Origin of the sequence: Stenotrophomonas sp. CASM106, assembly GCF_049384825.1 — a bacterium.
Classification (GTDB): domain Bacteria; phylum Pseudomonadota; class Gammaproteobacteria; order Xanthomonadales; family Xanthomonadaceae; genus Stenotrophomonas; species Stenotrophomonas muris.
This window is the reverse complement of the sequence record NZ_JBMRFS010000005.1, coordinates 345,549-361,484: the sequence shown is the minus strand read 5'-3', so window position 1 is coordinate 361,484 and position 15,936 is coordinate 345,549. Positions and strand designations below refer to the sequence as shown.

Annotated in this window: 18 protein-coding genes; 12 read left to right on the top strand and 6 right to left on the bottom strand. The window is 68.4% G+C overall.

From position 1 onward, the window contains the following. Positions 1–134 precede the first annotated feature (134 nt). The 6 genes from VG556_RS14830 to VG556_RS14805 are packed head-to-tail and all read left to right on the top strand — an operon-like array spanning position 135 to position 4,240. Positions 135–923 carry an ABC transporter ATP-binding protein gene (locus VG556_RS14830; protein ID WP_014648934.1) on the top strand — a complete coding sequence of 263 codons (789 nt, stop codon included), beginning with the start codon at positions 135–137 and terminating at the stop codon, positions 921–923. Next, positions 923–1,672, top strand: a complete 750-nt coding sequence (locus VG556_RS14825; RefSeq protein ID WP_005414955.1) for an MlaE family lipid ABC transporter permease subunit — start codon at positions 923–925, stop codon at positions 1,670–1,672. The genes VG556_RS14830 and VG556_RS14825 overlap by 1 nt, the downstream gene beginning before the upstream one ends. 59 nt (positions 1,673–1,731) lie before the next feature. Beyond that, a complete protein-coding gene (gene mlaD / locus VG556_RS14820) occupies positions 1,732–2,256 on the top strand; it encodes an outer membrane lipid asymmetry maintenance protein MlaD (RefSeq protein ID WP_014039020.1) in 525 nt (174 codons plus the stop codon). Continuing rightward, positions 2,253–2,927 (top strand): MlaC/ttg2D family ABC transporter substrate-binding protein, encoded by a 675-nt coding sequence (locus VG556_RS14815; RefSeq protein WP_053494825.1) that lies wholly within the window; start codon positions 2,253–2,255, stop codon positions 2,925–2,927. The genes mlaD and VG556_RS14815 overlap by 4 nt, the downstream gene beginning before the upstream one ends. Continuing rightward, positions 2,917–3,228 (top strand): STAS domain-containing protein, encoded by a 312-nt coding sequence (locus VG556_RS14810; RefSeq protein ID WP_014648936.1) that lies wholly within the window; start codon positions 2,917–2,919, stop codon positions 3,226–3,228. The genes VG556_RS14815 and VG556_RS14810 overlap by 11 nt, the downstream gene beginning before the upstream one ends. A 1-nt stretch (position 3,229) precedes the next feature. Beyond that, entirely contained in the window at positions 3,230–4,240 is a 1,011-nt protein-coding gene (locus VG556_RS14805) for an MlaA family lipoprotein (protein ID WP_100450830.1), read from the top strand. 85 nt (positions 4,241–4,325) lie between these two features. Here VG556_RS14805 and VG556_RS14800 read toward each other — a convergent pair whose 3' ends face one another. The 3 genes from VG556_RS14800 to rmuC all read right to left on the bottom strand — a co-directional run bounded on the left by VG556_RS14800 (position 4,326) and on the right by rmuC (position 7,017). Further along, complete coding sequence (locus tag VG556_RS14800) at positions 4,326–4,871, bottom strand: glutathione peroxidase (RefSeq protein WP_014648938.1); 546 nt, start codon at positions 4,869–4,871, stop codon at positions 4,326–4,328. A gap of 126 nt (positions 4,872–4,997) precedes the next feature. Further along, positions 4,998–5,387, bottom strand: coding sequence for a hypothetical protein (locus tag VG556_RS14795; protein ID WP_041863989.1), 390 nt, complete (start codon positions 5,385–5,387; stop codon positions 4,998–5,000). A gap of 61 nt (positions 5,388–5,448) precedes the next feature. Beyond that, complete coding sequence (gene rmuC, locus VG556_RS14790) at positions 5,449–7,017, bottom strand: DNA recombination protein RmuC (protein ID WP_069118218.1); 1,569 nt, start codon at positions 7,015–7,017, stop codon at positions 5,449–5,451. Positions 7,018–7,072: 55 nt separating this feature from the next. Between rmuC and VG556_RS14785 the strand changes: the two genes are divergently transcribed. Beyond that, entirely contained in the window at positions 7,073–7,675 is a 603-nt protein-coding gene (locus VG556_RS14785; RefSeq protein ID WP_032958433.1) for a glutathione S-transferase family protein, read from the top strand. A 67-nt stretch (positions 7,676–7,742) separates the two neighbouring features. Here the strand turns inward: VG556_RS14785 and VG556_RS14780 are convergent, their stop codons facing one another. Continuing rightward, a complete protein-coding gene (locus VG556_RS14780; protein ID WP_100450831.1) occupies positions 7,743–8,750 on the bottom strand; it encodes a zinc-binding alcohol dehydrogenase family protein in 1,008 nt (335 codons plus the stop codon). Positions 8,751–8,841: 91 nt separating this feature from the next. On the opposite strand from VG556_RS14780, the gene VG556_RS14775 reads away from it, so the two are divergent. The 3 genes from VG556_RS14775 to VG556_RS14765 are packed head-to-tail and all read left to right on the top strand — an operon-like array spanning position 8,842 to position 10,892. Then, the gene (locus VG556_RS14775; protein ID WP_423180025.1) at positions 8,842–9,813 is read left to right on the top strand and encodes a LysR substrate-binding domain-containing protein; all 972 of its coding nucleotides are present in this window, start codon (positions 8,842–8,844) and stop codon (positions 9,811–9,813) included. A gap of 15 nt (positions 9,814–9,828) precedes the next feature. Continuing rightward, on the top strand, positions 9,829–10,458 hold the full coding sequence (gene leuE / locus VG556_RS14770; RefSeq protein WP_005411716.1) for a leucine efflux protein LeuE: 630 nt from the start codon (positions 9,829–9,831) through the stop codon (positions 10,456–10,458). After that, positions 10,455–10,892, top strand: coding sequence for a hypothetical protein (locus VG556_RS14765; protein WP_100450833.1), 438 nt, complete (start codon positions 10,455–10,457; stop codon positions 10,890–10,892). The genes leuE and VG556_RS14765 overlap by 4 nt, the downstream gene beginning before the upstream one ends. A gap of 23 nt (positions 10,893–10,915) precedes the next feature. Here the strand turns inward: VG556_RS14765 and VG556_RS14760 are convergent, their stop codons facing one another. Then, on the bottom strand, positions 10,916–11,818 hold the full coding sequence (locus tag VG556_RS14760; RefSeq protein ID WP_032958441.1) for a LysR family transcriptional regulator: 903 nt from the start codon (positions 11,816–11,818) through the stop codon (positions 10,916–10,918). A 121-nt stretch (positions 11,819–11,939) separates the two neighbouring features. Between VG556_RS14760 and VG556_RS14755 the strand changes: the two genes are divergently transcribed. Both VG556_RS14755 and VG556_RS14750 read left to right on the top strand, forming a co-directional pair. Next, the gene (locus VG556_RS14755) at positions 11,940–12,935 is read left to right on the top strand and encodes an aldo/keto reductase (protein WP_100450834.1); all 996 of its coding nucleotides are present in this window, start codon (positions 11,940–11,942) and stop codon (positions 12,933–12,935) included. Positions 12,936–13,110: 175 nt separating this feature from the next. Next, positions 13,111–14,538 (top strand): amino acid permease, encoded by a 1,428-nt coding sequence (locus tag VG556_RS14750; protein ID WP_046433392.1) that lies wholly within the window; start codon positions 13,111–13,113, stop codon positions 14,536–14,538. A 92-nt stretch (positions 14,539–14,630) separates the two neighbouring features. On the opposite strand, the gene VG556_RS14745 is transcribed toward VG556_RS14750, so the two are convergent. Continuing rightward, positions 14,631–15,872, bottom strand: a complete 1,242-nt coding sequence (locus VG556_RS14745) for a dipeptidase (RefSeq protein ID WP_423180024.1) — start codon at positions 15,870–15,872, stop codon at positions 14,631–14,633. Positions 15,873–15,936: the final 64 nt, after the last annotated feature.

Genomic DNA, 15,936 nt, shown 5'->3' with positions numbered 1-15,936 from the left:
ATTGTTCCGGGCTGCCGGCCGATTATCCCGGCCTGGCAAGGGTCTTGCCGTGCCACAATACTGGACCGTCCAGTCTGCTTATGTTCAGCCGACGGGCCCGATCCTTCGATGTCTAAAAAACGTTAATGGTGCCCATGTCGGCTTCCACCTCCAGTCTGGTGCAGTTATCCAACGTCCGCATCGACCGGAGCGGGCGCACGATCCTGCGCGACGTGTCGCTGCAGGTGCCCAAGGGCAGCATCACGGCCGTGCTGGGTCCGTCCGGCAGCGGCAAGTCGACCCTGCTGGCGGCACTGACCGGCGAACTGCGCCCGGTGGCTGGCGAGGTCACCCTGTTCGGCAAGCCGATTCCGCAGGACAGCGGCGCGCTGCTGGAAATGCGCAAGAGTGTGGGGGTACTGCTGCAGGGCAACGGCCTGCTGACCGACCTCACTGTGGCCGAAAACGTCGCGCTGCCGCTGCGCACGCATACCCGTCTGCCGACCGCCGTGCTGCGCCGCCTTGTGGAAATGAAGCTGCATGCGGTGGGCCTGCTGGCCGCTGCCGATGCCTGGCCGCGCGAGCTGTCCGGTGGCATGGCGCGCCGCGTCGCGCTGGCCCGTGCGCTGGCGCTGGACCCGCCGCTGATGATCTACGACGAGCCACTGACCGGGCTGGACCCGATCGCCTCCGGCGTGATCATGAGCCTGATCCAGCGCCTCAACCACAGCCTGGGCCTGACCAGCATCATCGTCAGCCACCACGTGCACGAGACCCTGCCGATCTGCGACCAGGTGATCGCCATCGCCAATGGCGGCATCGTGTTCCAGGGCACGCCCGAGGCGCTGCAGTCCAGCCAGGACCCGTTGCTGCGGCAGTTCCTGCACGGCCAGCCTGATGGCCCCATCCCGTTCGATGCCGCACCGCGCGCGAGGGTCGCCTGATGCCGTTCGTCCAAGCCACCCGCTCGCTCGGCCGCGCCGGCCTGTTCTCGCTGACCGTGCTGCGTGGTTCGCTGCCGACCCGTGATTTCCTGGCCGAACTGACCCGCGAGATCTACAAGATCGGCGCGCGCTCGCTGCCGATCATCGCCGTCGGTGGCGCCTTCGTCGGCCTGGTGCTGACGCTGCAGGGCTACCGCACGCTGACCACCTTCGGTGCGGCCGACGCGCTGTCGACCCTGCTCGGCCTGTCGCTGTACCGCGAACTGGCGCCGGTGCTGACCGCGCTGCTGTTCATCGGCCGCGCCGGCAGCTCGATCGCCGCCGAACTGGGCCTGATGCGCGCCACCGACCAGATCAAGGCACTGGAGCTGATGGCGATCGACCCGGTGGCCAAGGCCGTGGCGCCGCGCTTCTGGGCGGCGGTGCTGACCGTGCCCCTGCTGACCGGCATCTTCTGTTCGCTGGCGATCAGTGCCAGCTACTTCGAAGCGGTACACGTGCTGGGCCTGGACAATGGCGTGTTCTGGTCGGCGCTGCGCAACAGCGTCGATTTCTGGGATGACTTCGGCGTGGCGATGCTGAAGTCGGCGATCTTCGGCGGCACCGCCGCGCTGGTCGCCGCCTACGTTGGTTTCCACGCCGAGCCGACCATCGAGGGCACCTCGGTGGCGACCACCCGTGCGGTGGTCAACGCCTCGCTGCTGGTACTGATGTTCAACTTCGTGCTGTCGGCAATGTTGTTCACCTAACCCCTCCACAGGCGGTGCGCAGGCGCGCGCGGCCACCACGACTCGATCAGGTAATCCACATGGCCATCCGCGGTCCCAGACTCGAATTCTCCGTCGGCGCCTTCCTGCTGCTGGCCCTGGCCTCGCTGATGGTGCTGGCCGTGGCCTCGACCAACCAGCGCTGGAGCTGGGGCAGCCAGGGCTACGAGCTGAAGGCGCGTTTCTCCCAGGTCGGCCAGCTGCGCAAGCAGGCGCCGGTGAAGATCGGCGGCGTCACCGTCGGCCAGGTCGCCTCGATCGACCTGGATCCGGTGAAGTTCGAATCCATCGTGACCCTGCGCATGGACAGCAAGGTCAAGGACCTGCCGGCGGACACCTCGGCCGGCATCTTCACCAGTGGTTTGCTCGGCGAGAGCTATATCGGTCTGCAGCCGGGCGGTGACCCGGACGTGCTCAAGGCCGGTGACGAGATCGTCTTCACCCAGCCGGCGGTGGACCTGATCCAGCTGGTCGGCAAGTACATGTTCAGTGGCGGCGCCGGTGGCGGCGCAGGCCAGAAGCCCAACGATGGCGCGCAGGCGCCTGCAACGGAACCGCAACCATGAAGATGAAACTGATCCCGGCCCTGCTCGCCTCGGCGCTGCTGGCGGCTACTCCATTCCTCGCCCAGGCCCAGGCCCAGGCCACCGCTCCCGCCCCCGCCGCTGCCGCGGCGCAGGGCCAGGCCGGCAAGGTGGTGATCGATGCCAGCACGCGCATCCTCACCACCCTGCAGCAGCGCCGCAGCGAGTTCAGCAGCAACCCGGCCAGCCTGCGCAGCTACATCGACAGCGAACTGAACCGCACCTTCGATCGCGACTATGCCGCGCGCCTGGTGCTGGGCCCGCACGCCCGTGGCGCCTCGGATGCCGACATCAAGCTGTTCGCCGATGCCATGGCCGACAGCCTGATGCAGCGCTACGGTTCGACCCTGCTCAACATCCAGGGCAAGCCGAGCTTCCGCCTGAAGGGTGAAAGCCCGCTGCCGGGCAACCGTGGTGTGCGCGTGAGCACCGAACTGGTGCGCGCCGGCAACGAACCGACCCCGGTCGAATACTGGATGCGCAACGTGAACGGCCAGTGGAAGATCTTCGACGTCAACATCGAAGGCATCTCCTACGTGCAGACCTTCCGCAACCAGTTCGATACCCCGCTGCGCCAGAAGGGCATCAAGCAGGTGGCCAGCGAGCTGCACAGCGGCAGCATGCAGGCCGGGCCCGCCGGCAATGGCAAGTAACGCACTTGCGCTGCTGGAAGGCGACACCCTGCGCCTGCGCGGGGTGCTTGACCGTGCCGCGGTGATCGCACTGTGGCCGCAGCTGCAGGCCCTGCCGGCCAAGCTGGCGCGGCTGGAGCTGGGTGAGGTCGAGCGCGTGGACAGCGCCGGCCTGGCGCTGCTGGCCGAGCTGGCGGCCCGTGCACGCAAGGCGGGCCATGCGCTGGCCATTTCCGGCGCGCCCGCCGGCTTCAACGAGCTGAGCGCAGCCTACCGGCTGTCGCCCGACCTGGATTTCAACGCTACTTCTGCTGCGAGCTGACATGAACGTCGTACGCACTTTCCCCCTGATCCTCCTGGCCACCGCCCTGACCGCCTGTGCCGGCAAGCCCGCGCGCAGCGATGCACCGGTCGCCAGCACCGTGGTTGCGCCCGGCCCCGCTGCTCCGGCCGCAACGGCCGATACCGGCGGGGTCGACGCTGCTCCGGTCGCCTCCGTGGCCAACCCTGCCGCGCCCACCGCTTCAGCGCCGACGGCTGCGCCGCAGGGCGCAGAGGCCAGCCCACCGAAGGCCGCAGCGTCCACCGCCGCCGCCGGCGACGATGATTTCGACGCCCTCTATGGTGGTACCGGTAACACCGGCAACGCGGCGGCCTACGATCCGTGGGAACCGTTCAACCGCAAGGTGCACACCTTCAACAATGCGGTCGACCGCGGCGTGGCGCGCCCGCTGGCCACCGCCTATACCCATGTGGTGCCGCGCTTCGCGCGCACCGGCGTCAGCAACTTCTTCAGCAACCTGCGTGCGCCGGTGACCATCACCAACCAGTTGCTGCAGGGCCGTGGTGCCGATGCGTGGGACAGCCTCGGCCGCTTCCTGATGAACAGCACGCTGGGCATCGGTGGCCTGTTCGATCCAGCCAGCAAGGCGATGGTGCCGCGTCGCAATGAAGACTTCGGCCAGACCCTGGGTGCCTGGGGCTGGCGTCGTTCGCGCTACGTGGAACTGCCGTTCTTCGGCCCGCGTACCGTACGCGACGTGTTCGGCCTGGCCGGTGACATCCCGTTGTCGCCGATCCGGCGCGTCGAGGAAGACAAGATCCGCATCGGCCTGCAGGGCCTGCAGCTGGTCGACACCCGCGCACAGCTGCTGGCGATCGACGATCTGCGCGACACCGCAGTGGACGAATACGCCCTGGTCCGCGATGCCTGGATGCAGCGTCGCAACTACCAGATCGAGAACGATCTGCGCAGCAAGCGCGACCGCGGCCATGACGATGCCAATTCGCCGATCCCGGTCGATGCGATGCCGATGCCGCAGTGGACCCACTGAGGCCGCGCGACGGTGCATGAAAAACCCCGCCTCGGCGGGGTTTTTCTTTTCCGGTGGGTGCCAACCCTGGGTTGGCACGCCGTGCTCAGGCCGCCAGCGCGGCCTCGATGGCCTCGCGCAGGCGCGCGTCATCGGCGGCCACGTCCGGGGCAAAGCGTGCGACGACCTTGCCATCACGGCCGACCAGGAACTTCTCGAAGTTCCACAGCACCGCCGGTGCCGGATGGATCGGGATCTCCTTGCTGGCCAGGCGCTCACGCAGCGGGCCTTCGCCGATCGACTGCGGCTGCGCGGCGGTCAGCTGCTGGTACAGCGGGTGGGTGTCCTCGCCAGCCACGCTGATCTTGGAGAACATCGGGAAACTGACATCGTAGGTGAGCTGGCAGAACTGCTGGATCTCGGCCTCGCTGCCCGGCTCCTGGCCAAGGAAGTTGTTGGCGGGGAAGCCCAGCACTTCCAGGCCCTGCGCGTGCTTTTCCGCATACAGCGCCTGCAGGCCTTCGTACTGCGGGGTCAGGCCGCACTTGGAGGCGACGTTGACCAGCAGCAGCACCTTGCCCTGGTAGTCGGCAAGCGAGGACGGCTGGCCGTCGATGGTGGTGAGGGGAATGTCCTGGATCGGGGTGCTCACGCGGGGGCTCCGGCTACGGCGGGGAATGGTCCACCAGCATAGCGCCGCGCGCGCTGTTGTAGAGCCGAGCCCATGCTCGGCTGATGGTATGGCAGCCGAGCGTGGGCTCGGCTCTACAGGCAGGATTCAGTCCACGCAGATCGTGCCCTGCGCCTTGCCATCATCGATGCGCTGGCGGCACCCGAAGTTCTGGCGCACATCACGCTGGCAGGTACCGGTGGCGGCACTGCCGGCGGCCACCTCGGCTCCGGCCAGGCACTGGCCCGTGCAGTCGCTCTTACGGCTGCAGGCCTTGCCGGCGTCGGCATAGGGAATCACGCACTGCTCGCGCTGCAGGCGGCCGAGCCGCTGCAGCGTGCCGCCAGCGGCCTGGCAGTCGACGTCACGTGCTTCGCGGTAGGCCTCGCTGGCTTCCGGCGCAGGAGCGGCCGTAGTCGTGTCGGCGACCGGGGGCGTGCTGCTGCACGCAGCCAGCAACGCAGCCAGGACAAGAACGGCACAGGAGCGCAAGCGCATGTCGATACCCGCCACGGACTCAGGGTGCCCAGCATAGCCAGGCGCAGGTGCACGGGACGTGTCAACCCGCATTGCCGTCCTCGTCGTCCTCCGGCGCGCCCAGCTGCTGCATCGGGTCCGGGGTCAGCTCCGGTGGCAGCGCGCGCTTGGCCTTGCTGCCCAGTTCGGCAAGCCGACGGGCGCGGCTGATGGCCGACTGCGGCGAATCGATCAGGCGATTGCGCGCATCGGCGTAGGCCTTGCCGGCATCGTCCAGCTTCTTGCCCATGGCGGTGAAGTCCTGCAGGAACCCGGTCAGGGCGTCCAGCACCAGACCGCCGGCCTCGCTGATCTTCAGCGCCTGCTTCTGCACCTTGTCGCGCGTCCACAGGCGCTCGGCCACGCGCAGCAGCGCCATCAGGGTGTTGGGCGAGGCGAACACCACGCGGTTGTCGAAGGCGAACGCCTGCAGGCTGCCATCGGCGCCCAGTGCGGCTGACAAGGCACCCTCGATGGGAACGAAGGCGATGGTGATGTCCAGCGTCTCGCTGCCCAACGCCTTCGGATAATTCTTCTCGCCCAGGTCCTTAACGTGCTGGCGCAGCGCAACCGCGTGCCTGCGCAACGCGTCTTCCGACTGCTCCGGGGTAGTGGCATTCATGGCTTCCTGCCAGGCGATCAGGTTCACCTTGCTGTCGATCACCACGCTGCGTTCGTCGGGGAACTGCACCACCACGTCCGGTCGCAGGCGCGCACCTTCGTCATCCACGGCATGCTTCTGCCGCTGGTAGTGCACGCCCTCTTCCAGCCCCGATCCGCGCAGTACGTTGTCGAGCATCAGCTCGCCCCAGTCGCCGCGGACCTTGGCATTGCCCTTCAGCGCATTCGTCAGCGCCGATGCCTGCGCCGCCATGTCCTGGTTGAGCGTCTTCAGTTCGCCCACCGCACCCAGCAGGCTGGCGCGTTGCCGCGCTTCCTCGCCATACAGCGTATCGACGCGGGTGCGGAAATCGCCCAGCTTGTCGGCGAACGGCTTGAGCAGCCCCTCGATGTCCGCGCGTGACTGCACTGTCGCCTGCCGCACGTTCTTCTCGAACTGCTGTCCGCGTTCGTCGAACACCTTGCCCGCCAGTTCGGCGAAGGCGCCCGACAGCTTTTCCTTGGCGGTATCAAGATAGCTGCGCAGTTCGGCACTGGCCCGTTCGGAGTGCTGCAGATTGGCCACCGCGCGGGCATGTTCACCGTGCAACTGCTGGTAGCGCTGCTGCACCTGCTGCAGCTCGCTGCTGGTCTCCGCAACGGCAGCGCGCGCCTGCGCCAGGGCCGCTTCACGTTCGGCCAGCTGTGCTTCGCGACTGGCCGACAGCGCTGCTTCGCGCTCCACCCGGGCGGTCAGCGTAGTGACGGCCTGTGCGTGCTGCTGGCTGCGGCTCCGTTCGTTCTCCAGTTCAGCGCTCAGCGCATCGAGGCGGCCGCGCAGCTGGCCGGCATCGACCAGGGCGAGGCGATGCTGTTCGCGTTCGCTGTCCAGCAGCCGCTGCAGTTCGTCGGAGGGTGCACCGCCAGCACTGCGACGCCACAGCAGCACCAGCGCGACCAGGGTCGCCAGCAGCAGGACCACTGCCAGGATCATGAGGACTTCGATATTCATGCGATCAGTTTAGCCCCGCTGCGCTAGGCTGGGTCGGTCTGCCCCGGAAGCCCCCATGCTCGCTCTGTACGGAAAACCCACCTCCATCAACGTGCGCAAGGTGCTGTGGCTGTGCGCCGGCCTCGACCTGCCACTTCACCACGAGCCAGCGCCGCCGACGGACCTGCTGGCCACACTGAACCCGAACCGGCAGGTGCCGGTGCTGCGCGATGGCGGCTTCGTGCTGTGGGAATCCAACAGCATCTGCCGCTACCTGGCCGTACGCGCTGGCCGTGATGACCTGCTGCCCCGCGCGGCACAGGATCGTGCGCGGGTCGAACAATGGATGGACTGGCAGGCCAGCGACCTCAACAGTGCCTGGCGGCACGTGTTCATGGCGCGCGTGCGCCAGCATCCGGACTACCCGGACGATGCCCGCGCCGAGGCCAGCCTGGTCCAGTGGAACGGCTTGATGGGCGTGCTTGATGCCCAGTTGGCCGCTGGCGGCTACGCCGCTGGCAACACCTTCACCCTCGCCGACATCGTGCTCGGGCTGTCGACCCAGCGCTGGCGCAGCACACCGGGCCACAAGCCGGCGCTGGCACACGTGGGCGCCTGGTTCGAGCGCCTGCGCCAGCAGCCCGGTTTCGCCGAACACGTCGACAACGGCGTGGCCTGAGGCAGGGGTCGGATCCCTTTCCCGGGGCAAAGGGATCTGACCCCAAGGGTGCGGGAACGATCCGGCCTTACCAGCCTTCCAGCACGATCTTGCCCTTGGCGCGGTGGCTCTCCAGCAGCGCGTGGGCGCGCCGCAGGTTGGCCGCGTCGATGCGCCCGAAGTGCTCGCCCAGCGTGGTCTGCAGCACGCCCGTGTCGATCAGCTCGGCCACACGGTTCAGCAGGTCGTGCTGGCGCTGCATGTCGGCGGTGCGGTACAGCGGCCGGGTGAACATCGACTCCCAGTGCAGTGACAACGCCTTGCGCTTGAGCGCCATCACGTCCACCTGGCCAGGATCATCGATCAGCCCCAGCTGGCCCTGCGGCGCCAGCAGTTCCACGATCTGCGCGTAGTACTGGTCGGAGTGGGTCAGGCTGGCCACATGCTGCACTTCGCTGATGCCGAGCCGCGCCAGTCCCTCGGCCAGCGGCAGGCGGTGGTCGATCACGTGGTGCGCGCCCATTGCGTATGCCCAGTCCTGGGTATCCGGACGCGAGGCGGTGCCGATCACGGTCAGCCTGGTCAGCTTCCGCGCCAGCTGCACCAGGATCGAACCGACACCACCGGCAGCACCGATCACCAGCAGGGTCTGGCCCTCGCCACCACCCTCGGGGATGCGCAGGCGGTCGAACAGCAGCTCCCAGGCGGTGATTGCAGTCAATGGCAGCGCCGCGGCGGCGGCATCATCGAGGCTGGCCGGCTTGCGCCCGACGCTGCGCTCGTCCACCAGCTGGTACTCGGCATTGCTGCCCGGGCGGTCGATGACGCCGGCGTAGTAGACCGCGTCGCCGGGCTGGAACAGGGTCACCTCGCTGCCCACCGCGTCGACGATGCCGACCGCATCCCAGCCCAGTACGCGCGGGCCATCGGTGGCCACGCCGCGGCGGACCTTGGTGTCGACCGGGTTCACCGCCACCGCGCGTACCGCCACGCGCAGGTCGCGGGGGCCGGGCTGCGGCAGCTCCAGTTCGATGTCGATCAGGGCCAGGGCATCATCGATCGGCAGGCCGGCGTGGGTATAGGCAATGGCGCGCATGGCAGCGGTCCAGTGGGGAAGGAGGCGACAGGTTGCGCCGCGCGCGCTCCCTCGGAAAGGCGCAGAATCGGGCAGCACTTTCACTCTGGCGATGAAGATGATCCGCTTCGACGATCTGCAGCTGTTCGTCCGCACTGCCGCGCTGGGCAGCTTCTCGCAGGCCGCCCGCGAGGCCGACCTGCTGCCCGGGCAGGTCGCTGCGGCGGTGGCACGGCTGGAGCGCGAGCTGGACCTGCGCCTGTTCGTGCGCACGACCCGCAGCCTGCGCCTGACCGGCGAGGGCGCGCTCTACCTGCCGTATGCGCAGGAGGTGCTGGCCACCCTGCGCGAAGGCCAGGCCCGCGTGCAGGGCGAGGACACCGAGCTGCACGGCACGCTGCAGCTGTCGGCGCCGTCGGACTTCGGCCGCAACCTGCTGCTGCCCTGGCTGAGCGCGTTCCGCGCCGCGCACCCGCGGCCGCGCCTGCACCTGCGCCTGTCCGACGAGGTCGCCGACGTGTTCCGCGAACCGGTCGACGTGGCCATCCGCATCGGCCACTTCGATGACGCCAACTACGTAGCCCTGCCCCTGCTGGAAGGCAACCGGCGCGTGCTGGCCGCCTCACCCGGCTACCTGCAGCGGCGTGGCCCGCCCACGCGCCTGGAGGATCTGCGCGAGCACGACTGCCTGGTCTATCAACTCAATGGCCGCGCCTACGATCGCTGGTCGTTCGAGGTGGACGGGCGCCGCAGCGTGGTTCCGGTACGCGGCCCGCTGGTCTGCGACGACGCCGACGTGGTGCGGCGCTGGGCCGTGGCCGGCGAAGGCATCACCTACAAGTCCTGGCTGGACCTGCGCGAGGATGTGCAGGCCGGGCGCCTGCAGGTGCTGCTGGACGGCGTTGGCAGCAGCATCCCGCTGCAGCTGGTGTGCCCGCATCGCAAGCAGTTCTCACCCGCCGTGCGGCAGCTGCACGCGCAGCTGCGCCAGCACCTGCAACCGCTGCTGTCCGGGATGCCGGTTGGCCCCACCGGCCCCCTGTCGCCCGCCGCAGCGCTGGCCGACAATGGCGGCCCCCCGTAACAGAAGAGCACCGCCATGCCGTGGATGGGCATCCAGGACCTGTGGACGTTTCTGGTCGCCGTGCTGGTGTTTCTCGCCCTGCCCGGTCCCGGTACCTTCACGCTGCTGACTGCCACCGGCCGTGGCGGCGTGCGCGGCGGCTACACCGCACTGGCCGGCCTGCTGGTCGGCGACCAGATCCTGATGTGGCTGGCGCTGGCCGGCGTGGCCGCACTGCTGAAGGCCAATCCTCTGGTATTCCACGCCGTGCAGTACCTCGGCGCGGCCTACCTGGTGTGGGTCGGCATCAGCCTGCTGCGCACGCCCAAGCACGAGGGCGGCGACGCCGGCCCGATCCGCATGCAACCCGGCCGCTACTTCCAGCAGGCGATCCTGGTCAGCCTGCTCAACCCGAAGGCGATCCTGTTCTACATGGCCTTCCTGCCGTTGTTCATCGATCCGAAGGCGCACCAGGGCATCGCCACCTTCGCCGCGCTGGCCGGCATCATCCTGGTGGTCAGCATCGCCTACTGCTCGATGCTGATCGGCGTGGGCAACCTGGCCCGCCGCCGGTTGATCCAGCACCCGCGGATCAGCGATGCGCTGCGCCGCGTGGCCGGCCTGTTCCTGGTGGGGTTCGGCATCCGCCTGGGGCTGAACGGATGAACGGGCGGCTGCCACTGCTCGGCATGACCCTGCTGCTGGCCGGTGCCGCCTCTGCCGGCACCGTGCAGGACCATCGCTGCCTGACGGGCGGTCGCAACGACAACATCCACCTGGAATGGCGCTGGCTGGAAGACGGCCGGGCCGACGTGCGTTACGCCGGCCAGCGCGAGCGCCTGCCCCTGCACCGGATCTCGATGGAGACCACGGTGCTGGCCGAGGATCGCCCGTACCAGTTCGACAGCGTGTGGGAAGAGCGCTTCGACGGGCGCCTCAACGGCCGCTACCTGCTGAGCACGCAGGGCGCGCTGGTACTGGATCTGAGCTACGAACGCGCCCGTGATGGCCGTCGCACCACCTTCCACGATGACAGCCAGGCGTGGCAGGAGGATGGCTGCCATTGGCCGGGAGGCGTAGCGGCGCGCGTGGTCGATTGAAGCATGCCAACCAAGGTTGGCATCTACCGGTCGTGCATCTCCGCGCGCAGGTGGTCGATGAACACCCGCAGCTTGGGCGCCATCTGCTCACGCGCGGGGTAGTACAGGTGGAAGCCGGGGAATGGCGGCTGCCAGTCCTGCAGCACGCTCTGCAGTCGCCCAGCGTTGATGTCGTCGGCCATTAACGAGGCGAAGCCTTGGGCCATTCCCAGACCCGCCAGCACGGCACCATGGGCGACGCCGGCATCGTTGAACACCAGCCGCCCGCTCACTTGCACGTCCAGGTCGTGGCCGTCGCGGCTGAACTCCCAGGGCATCAGCCGGCCGTTGGCCAGCCGGTGCACGATGCAGGCGTGGCCCTGCAGGTCATGCGGGGTCTGCGGCACGCCATGGCGTTCGAAATAGGCCGGCGTGGCTACCACCACCTGCCGCTCGGGTGGCCCGACCGGCACCGCGATCATGCCCTGTGCGAGTGATTCGCCCAGGCGGATGCCGGCGTCGAAGCCCTCGGCCACCAGATCGGTCAGCGCGGGGTCGACGCACAGTTCCACCTGCACCTGCGGGTAACGCGCAAGGAAGTCGGGCAGCCGCGGCAGCACCATGCGATCGGCGACGATGCGCGGCAGGGTCACGCGCAGCCGCCCGGCAGGCACCGAGCGCGCGCTGTCCAGTTCGGCAAATGCCTGGTCGATCTGGTCCAGGCCGCCGCGCACGCGCTGCAGGAAACGCGCGCCGTGCTCGGTCAGGTTGACCCGCCGCGTGGTCCGCTGCAGCAGCCGCACGCCCATCCGCGCTTCCAGCGCGCGCACGCTCTGCGACAGCGCCGAGGTCGACACACCCAGGGCATCGGCGGCGCGGGTAAAGCTGGCGTGCTCGGCCACGTGGACGAAAGCGACCACAGCAGTGAGCGGGACGGAGGCATCCATTGTGAAGGCAGCCTTCAAGGTAAGTCCGGTGACACGCAGTTTATCCACATGATGGCGTGGAGGATGCTGTGCCCCTCGCCACTGCCCATCCAGACGTGGCGCCTTCCCCAAGGAGATCCACATGAAGACCCGTACTCTCGGCCCCGCCGGCCCCACCGTGTCCGCCCTCGGCCTGGGGTGCATGGGCATGAGCGCGTACTACGGCGGCCGCGGCAGTGACGATGACGGCATTGCCGTCATCCGGCACGCGCTGGACCGTGGCGTGACCCTGCTCGACACCGCCGATGTGTATGGCCCGCACACCAACGAGGTGCTGGTCGGTCGCGCGATTGCCGGCCGCCGCAACCAAGTGTTCCTGGCCAGCAAGTTCGGCATCGGCCTGGACCCGGCTGACCCGAAGGCGCGGCAGATCAACGGCCACCCGGACTATGTGCAGGCCGCCTGCGAGGCCAGCCTGCGCCGCCTGGGCGTGGACCACATCGACCTGTACTACCAGCACCGCGTCGACCCGACCGTGCCGATCGAGGACACCGTGGGTGCCATGGCACGCCTGGTGGAACAGGGCAAGGTGCGCTGGCTGGGCCTGTCCGAGGCCTCGGCGGCCACCCTCCGCCGCGCCCATGCGGTGCACCCGATCACGGCGGTGCAGAGCGAGTACTCGCTGTGGTCGCGCGAGCCGGAGCAGAACGGAGTGCTGGCCACCACGGCGGAGCTGGGCATCGGCTTCGTGCCGTATTCGCCGCTGGGCCGTGGCTTCCTGACCGGCGCCATCCGCAGCCCGGACGACTTCGACGCCGACGATTACCGGCGCACCTCGCCCCGCTTCGAAGGCGAAAACTTCCAGCGCAACCTGGCACTGGTGGATACCGTGCAGGCGCTGGCCGCCGAGCGCGGCATCGCCGCCTCGCAGCTGGCGCTGGCCTGGGTGCTGTCGCGCGGCGAGCACATCGTGCCGATCCCGGGCACGACGCGGCGGGCACGGCTGGACGAGAACCTCGCTGCGCTGCAGGTGGAACTGGACGCGGCCACGCTGGACGCACTGGATGCGGCCTTCCCGCTGCATGCCGCGGCCGGTGACCGCTACTCGGTCAGCGGCATGGCCAACATCGAGTCGTAGCAGCGGCCGGGACGAACGCACACCGGTGGCTACCGCCGGATTGTGCCGATTCCGGCAGCGTGGCTGGGGTGCAGCGCGCGCCCCGCCATGCATGACCCCCGTCAGTGGTAATGCTGCGCTGCGTTCGGTCACACTCGGGAACTTGTCGTTCTTAGTCACCCCTTCCGAGGCCTGCATGTCCCTGTTCCGGCGCAAGTCCCTAGATTCCGTCACCGTCCACGAAGCCGGCAGGCGTCTGATCCCGACGCTCAGCTGGCCGCACCTGATCGCACTGGGCATCGGTGCCATCGTCGGCACCGGCATCTACACGCTGATCGGCGTCGGTGCCAACCTGGCCGGCCCGGCCGTGCTGATCTCCTTCGCCATCGCCGGTGCGGTCTGCGCCTGTGCGGCGCTGTCCTATGCCGAGCTGTCGACGATGATGCCGGCCGCCGGCAGCGCCTACACCTACAGCTACAGTGCGCTGGGCGAGGTGTTCGCCTGGGTGGTGGGCTGGAGCCTGATCCTGGAGTACTCGCTGGTGGTGAGTACGGTGGCGGTGGGCTGGTCCGGCTACTTCGTCGGCTTCCTCGAATGGGTCCACACCCAGTTCGGCTGGAACGTGCACCTGCCGGCCTGGCTGGCAGCCGGCCCGCACGTGGAAGGCGGCATGATCAACCTGCCGGCGATCATCATCACCTGGCTGGTGGCCGGCATGCTGATGGCCGGGACCAAGGAAAGCGCCACGCTCAATGCCATCCTGGTGGTGTTCAAGCTGATCGCGCTGGCGATCTTCGTGGCCGTGGCCCTGCCTGCGTTCGACAGCGCCAACCTGCAGCCGTTCATGCCGTATGGCTTTGCCAAGTCGATGGGCCCCGATGGCGTCGAGCACGGCGTGATGGCGGCAGCGGCGATCATCTTCTTCGCCTTCTACGGCTTCGATGCGATCTCCACTGCTGCGGAGGAGACCAAGAACCCGGGCCGTGACCTGTCGATCGGCATCATCGGTTCGATGATCGGCTGCACCATTGTCTACGTGCTGGTGGCGCTGGCCGCAGTGGGTGCGATGAGCTACGCCGTGTTCGGGCACAGCGCCGAGCCGCTGGCGCTGATCATGCGCCAGCTGGGCCATCCGACAGCGGCGATGGTGATCGGCGTGATTGCGATCATCGCGCTGCCGACCGTGCTGCTGGCCTTCCTGTACGGCCAGAGCCGCATCTTCTTCGTGATGAGCCGCGACGGCCTGCTGCCGCGTGGCCTGTCCAAGGTCAACGCGCGTACCGGCACGCCGGTGGCGACCACGCTGTTCACTGCGGTGGTGGTGTCGGCGCTGGCCGGCGTGGCCCGCCTGGACGAGATCGCCGCGCTGGCCAATGCCGGTACCCTGGCCGCGTTCACTGCAGTGGGCGTCTGCCTGGTGGTGCTGCGCCTGCGCGAGCCGGACCGCGCGCGCACGTTCCGCACGCCGCTGGCCTTCGTGGTTGGCCCGCTGGCCGCACTGGGTTGCATCTACCTGTTCATCAGCCTGCCGCACACCACCCAGCTGTACTTCCTGTTGTGGAACGTGGCCGGCCTGGTGCTGTACCTGCTGTACAGCCGACGCCATGCGCTGATCGCGAAATAGACCGATCACCGGTAGTGCCGGCCGCGGGCCGGCACCTCTCATCCTGTTGATACGGGCAATGCCGGCCAGCGGCCGGCACTACCACAGGGCGGTCAACCGCCCTGCTTTGCCGCGTAGTCCTGCGCCTGGCGCATCACCCGCAGCAGGTTGCCGCCCCAGATGCCGGCAATCTGCTGCTCGGTATAGCCCTTGCGCAGCAGCCAGGCGGTGATCTTCGGCAGCTGGCTGACATCGGGCAGGTCACTCAGGCCGCCGCCGCCATCCCAGTCCAGGCCGATACCCACGTGCTCGGGGCCGACCACCTTGAGGATGTGCTCGAAGTGGGCGAAGAAGTCGTCGAGGCTGGCATGGCGCACCGGGTGCTCGTGGTCCAGTGCCTGCTCGGCCTTCAGCAGGGCAACACCCTGCTCGATGCCCATGCCTTCCCAGCCGCCCAGCTGCTTGCTCAGCGCTTCTTCGGCCTGCTTGCGCTCGGGCGTCTTCGCCGTGTCGATCAGGTAGCCGCCATAGGCGTTCACCTGGATCACGCCGCCGGCCTTGGCCAGCTTGCGCAGCCGCGCGTCATCAAGATTGCGCGGGTGGTCGTACACCGCCTTGGCCGAGCTGTGCGACAGCACGAAGGGCACCGGCATCATCGCCAGCAGGTCGTCGAACACCGCGTCCGAGGCATGCGACTGGTCGATCACGATGCCCAGCTTCACTGCCTGCCGCACCAGCTCCTTGCCGGCCGGACTCAGGCCCTTCCACTCCGCGCCCTTGGGATCGGTGGCCGAATCGGCGAACTCGTTGTTGGCGAAGTGCACGGTGCTGAGCAGCCGCAGGCCGGCGCGGTGGTAGAACGAGAGCAGGCTCGGGTCTTCCACCAGCGGGCTGGCATTTTCCATGCTGATGCAGACCACGCGCTTGCCGGCGGCCTTGATCCGCGCCGCATCATCGGCGGTCAGTGCCAGCGCGAAGCGCGCGGGATTGGCCGCCAGCATCTCGCGGATTTCCAGCAGTCGCTGCAGGCCGTGGTCACGCTCGGCCAGGTGGGCCGCTGCGCTGCGATCGCCCTGGTCGGTGTAGATCGCCCAGAAACCGCCATCGAGCGCACCTTCGACCATGCGCGGGTAGTCCACCTGCGAAAGCGCGTTGCGGTCGTGGCGCTGCTCGATGTCGAAGCCGGTCCGGCCGAAATTTGCCGGCGTATCCAGATGGCTGTCGAGCGTGACCAGGCGCTGCTGCAGCGCCTTGGCACGGGCCAGTTCCTCGGCGCTGAACTCGATGGCATGAGCCGACAGCGGCGCGCACAGCGCCACGGCGAGCACGACGGACAGGTGGCGCAACGATGGCATGGGCTCTCACCGGCAATGGGAAGAGCCCGACCATAGCGCTGCACCCGGCCTTTTTGTAGAGCCG

Bases quoted from the DNA above. Each gene is read 5' to 3' on its own strand.
- VG556_RS14830 (WP_014648934.1), top strand. From the start codon at position 135: ATGTCGGCTTCCACCTCCAGTCTGGTGCAGTTATCCAACGTCCGCATC.
- VG556_RS14825 (WP_005414955.1), top strand. From the start codon at position 923: ATGCCGTTCGTCCAAGCCACCCGCTCGCTCGGCCGCGCCGGCCTGTTC.
- mlaD (WP_014039020.1), top strand. From the start codon at position 1,732: ATGGCCATCCGCGGTCCCAGACTCGAATTCTCCGTCGGCGCCTTCCTG.
- VG556_RS14815 (WP_053494825.1), top strand. From the start codon at position 2,253: ATGAAGATGAAACTGATCCCGGCCCTGCTCGCCTCGGCGCTGCTGGCG.
- VG556_RS14810 (WP_014648936.1), top strand. From the start codon at position 2,917: ATGGCAAGTAACGCACTTGCGCTGCTGGAAGGCGACACCCTGCGCCTG.
- VG556_RS14805 (WP_100450830.1), top strand. From the start codon at position 3,230: ATGAACGTCGTACGCACTTTCCCCCTGATCCTCCTGGCCACCGCCCTG.
- VG556_RS14795 (WP_041863989.1), bottom strand. From the start codon at position 5,387: ATGCGCTTGCGCTCCTGTGCCGTTCTTGTCCTGGCTGCGTTGCTGGCT.
- rmuC (WP_069118218.1), bottom strand. From the start codon at position 7,017: ATGAATATCGAAGTCCTCATGATCCTGGCAGTGGTCCTGCTGCTGGCG.
- VG556_RS14785 (WP_032958433.1), top strand. From the start codon at position 7,073: ATGCTCGCTCTGTACGGAAAACCCACCTCCATCAACGTGCGCAAGGTG.
- VG556_RS14780 (WP_100450831.1), bottom strand. From the start codon at position 8,750: ATGCGCGCCATTGCCTATACCCACGCCGGCCTGCCGATCGATGATGCC.
- VG556_RS14775 (WP_423180025.1), top strand. From the start codon at position 8,842: ATGAAGATGATCCGCTTCGACGATCTGCAGCTGTTCGTCCGCACTGCC.
- leuE (WP_005411716.1), top strand. From the start codon at position 9,829: ATGCCGTGGATGGGCATCCAGGACCTGTGGACGTTTCTGGTCGCCGTG.
- VG556_RS14765 (WP_100450833.1), top strand. From the start codon at position 10,455: ATGAACGGGCGGCTGCCACTGCTCGGCATGACCCTGCTGCTGGCCGGT.
- VG556_RS14760 (WP_032958441.1), bottom strand. From the start codon at position 11,818: ATGGATGCCTCCGTCCCGCTCACTGCTGTGGTCGCTTTCGTCCACGTG.
- VG556_RS14755 (WP_100450834.1), top strand. From the start codon at position 11,940: ATGAAGACCCGTACTCTCGGCCCCGCCGGCCCCACCGTGTCCGCCCTC.
- VG556_RS14750 (WP_046433392.1), top strand. From the start codon at position 13,111: ATGTCCCTGTTCCGGCGCAAGTCCCTAGATTCCGTCACCGTCCACGAA.
- VG556_RS14745 (WP_423180024.1), bottom strand. From the start codon at position 15,872: ATGCCATCGTTGCGCCACCTGTCCGTCGTGCTCGCCGTGGCGCTGTGC.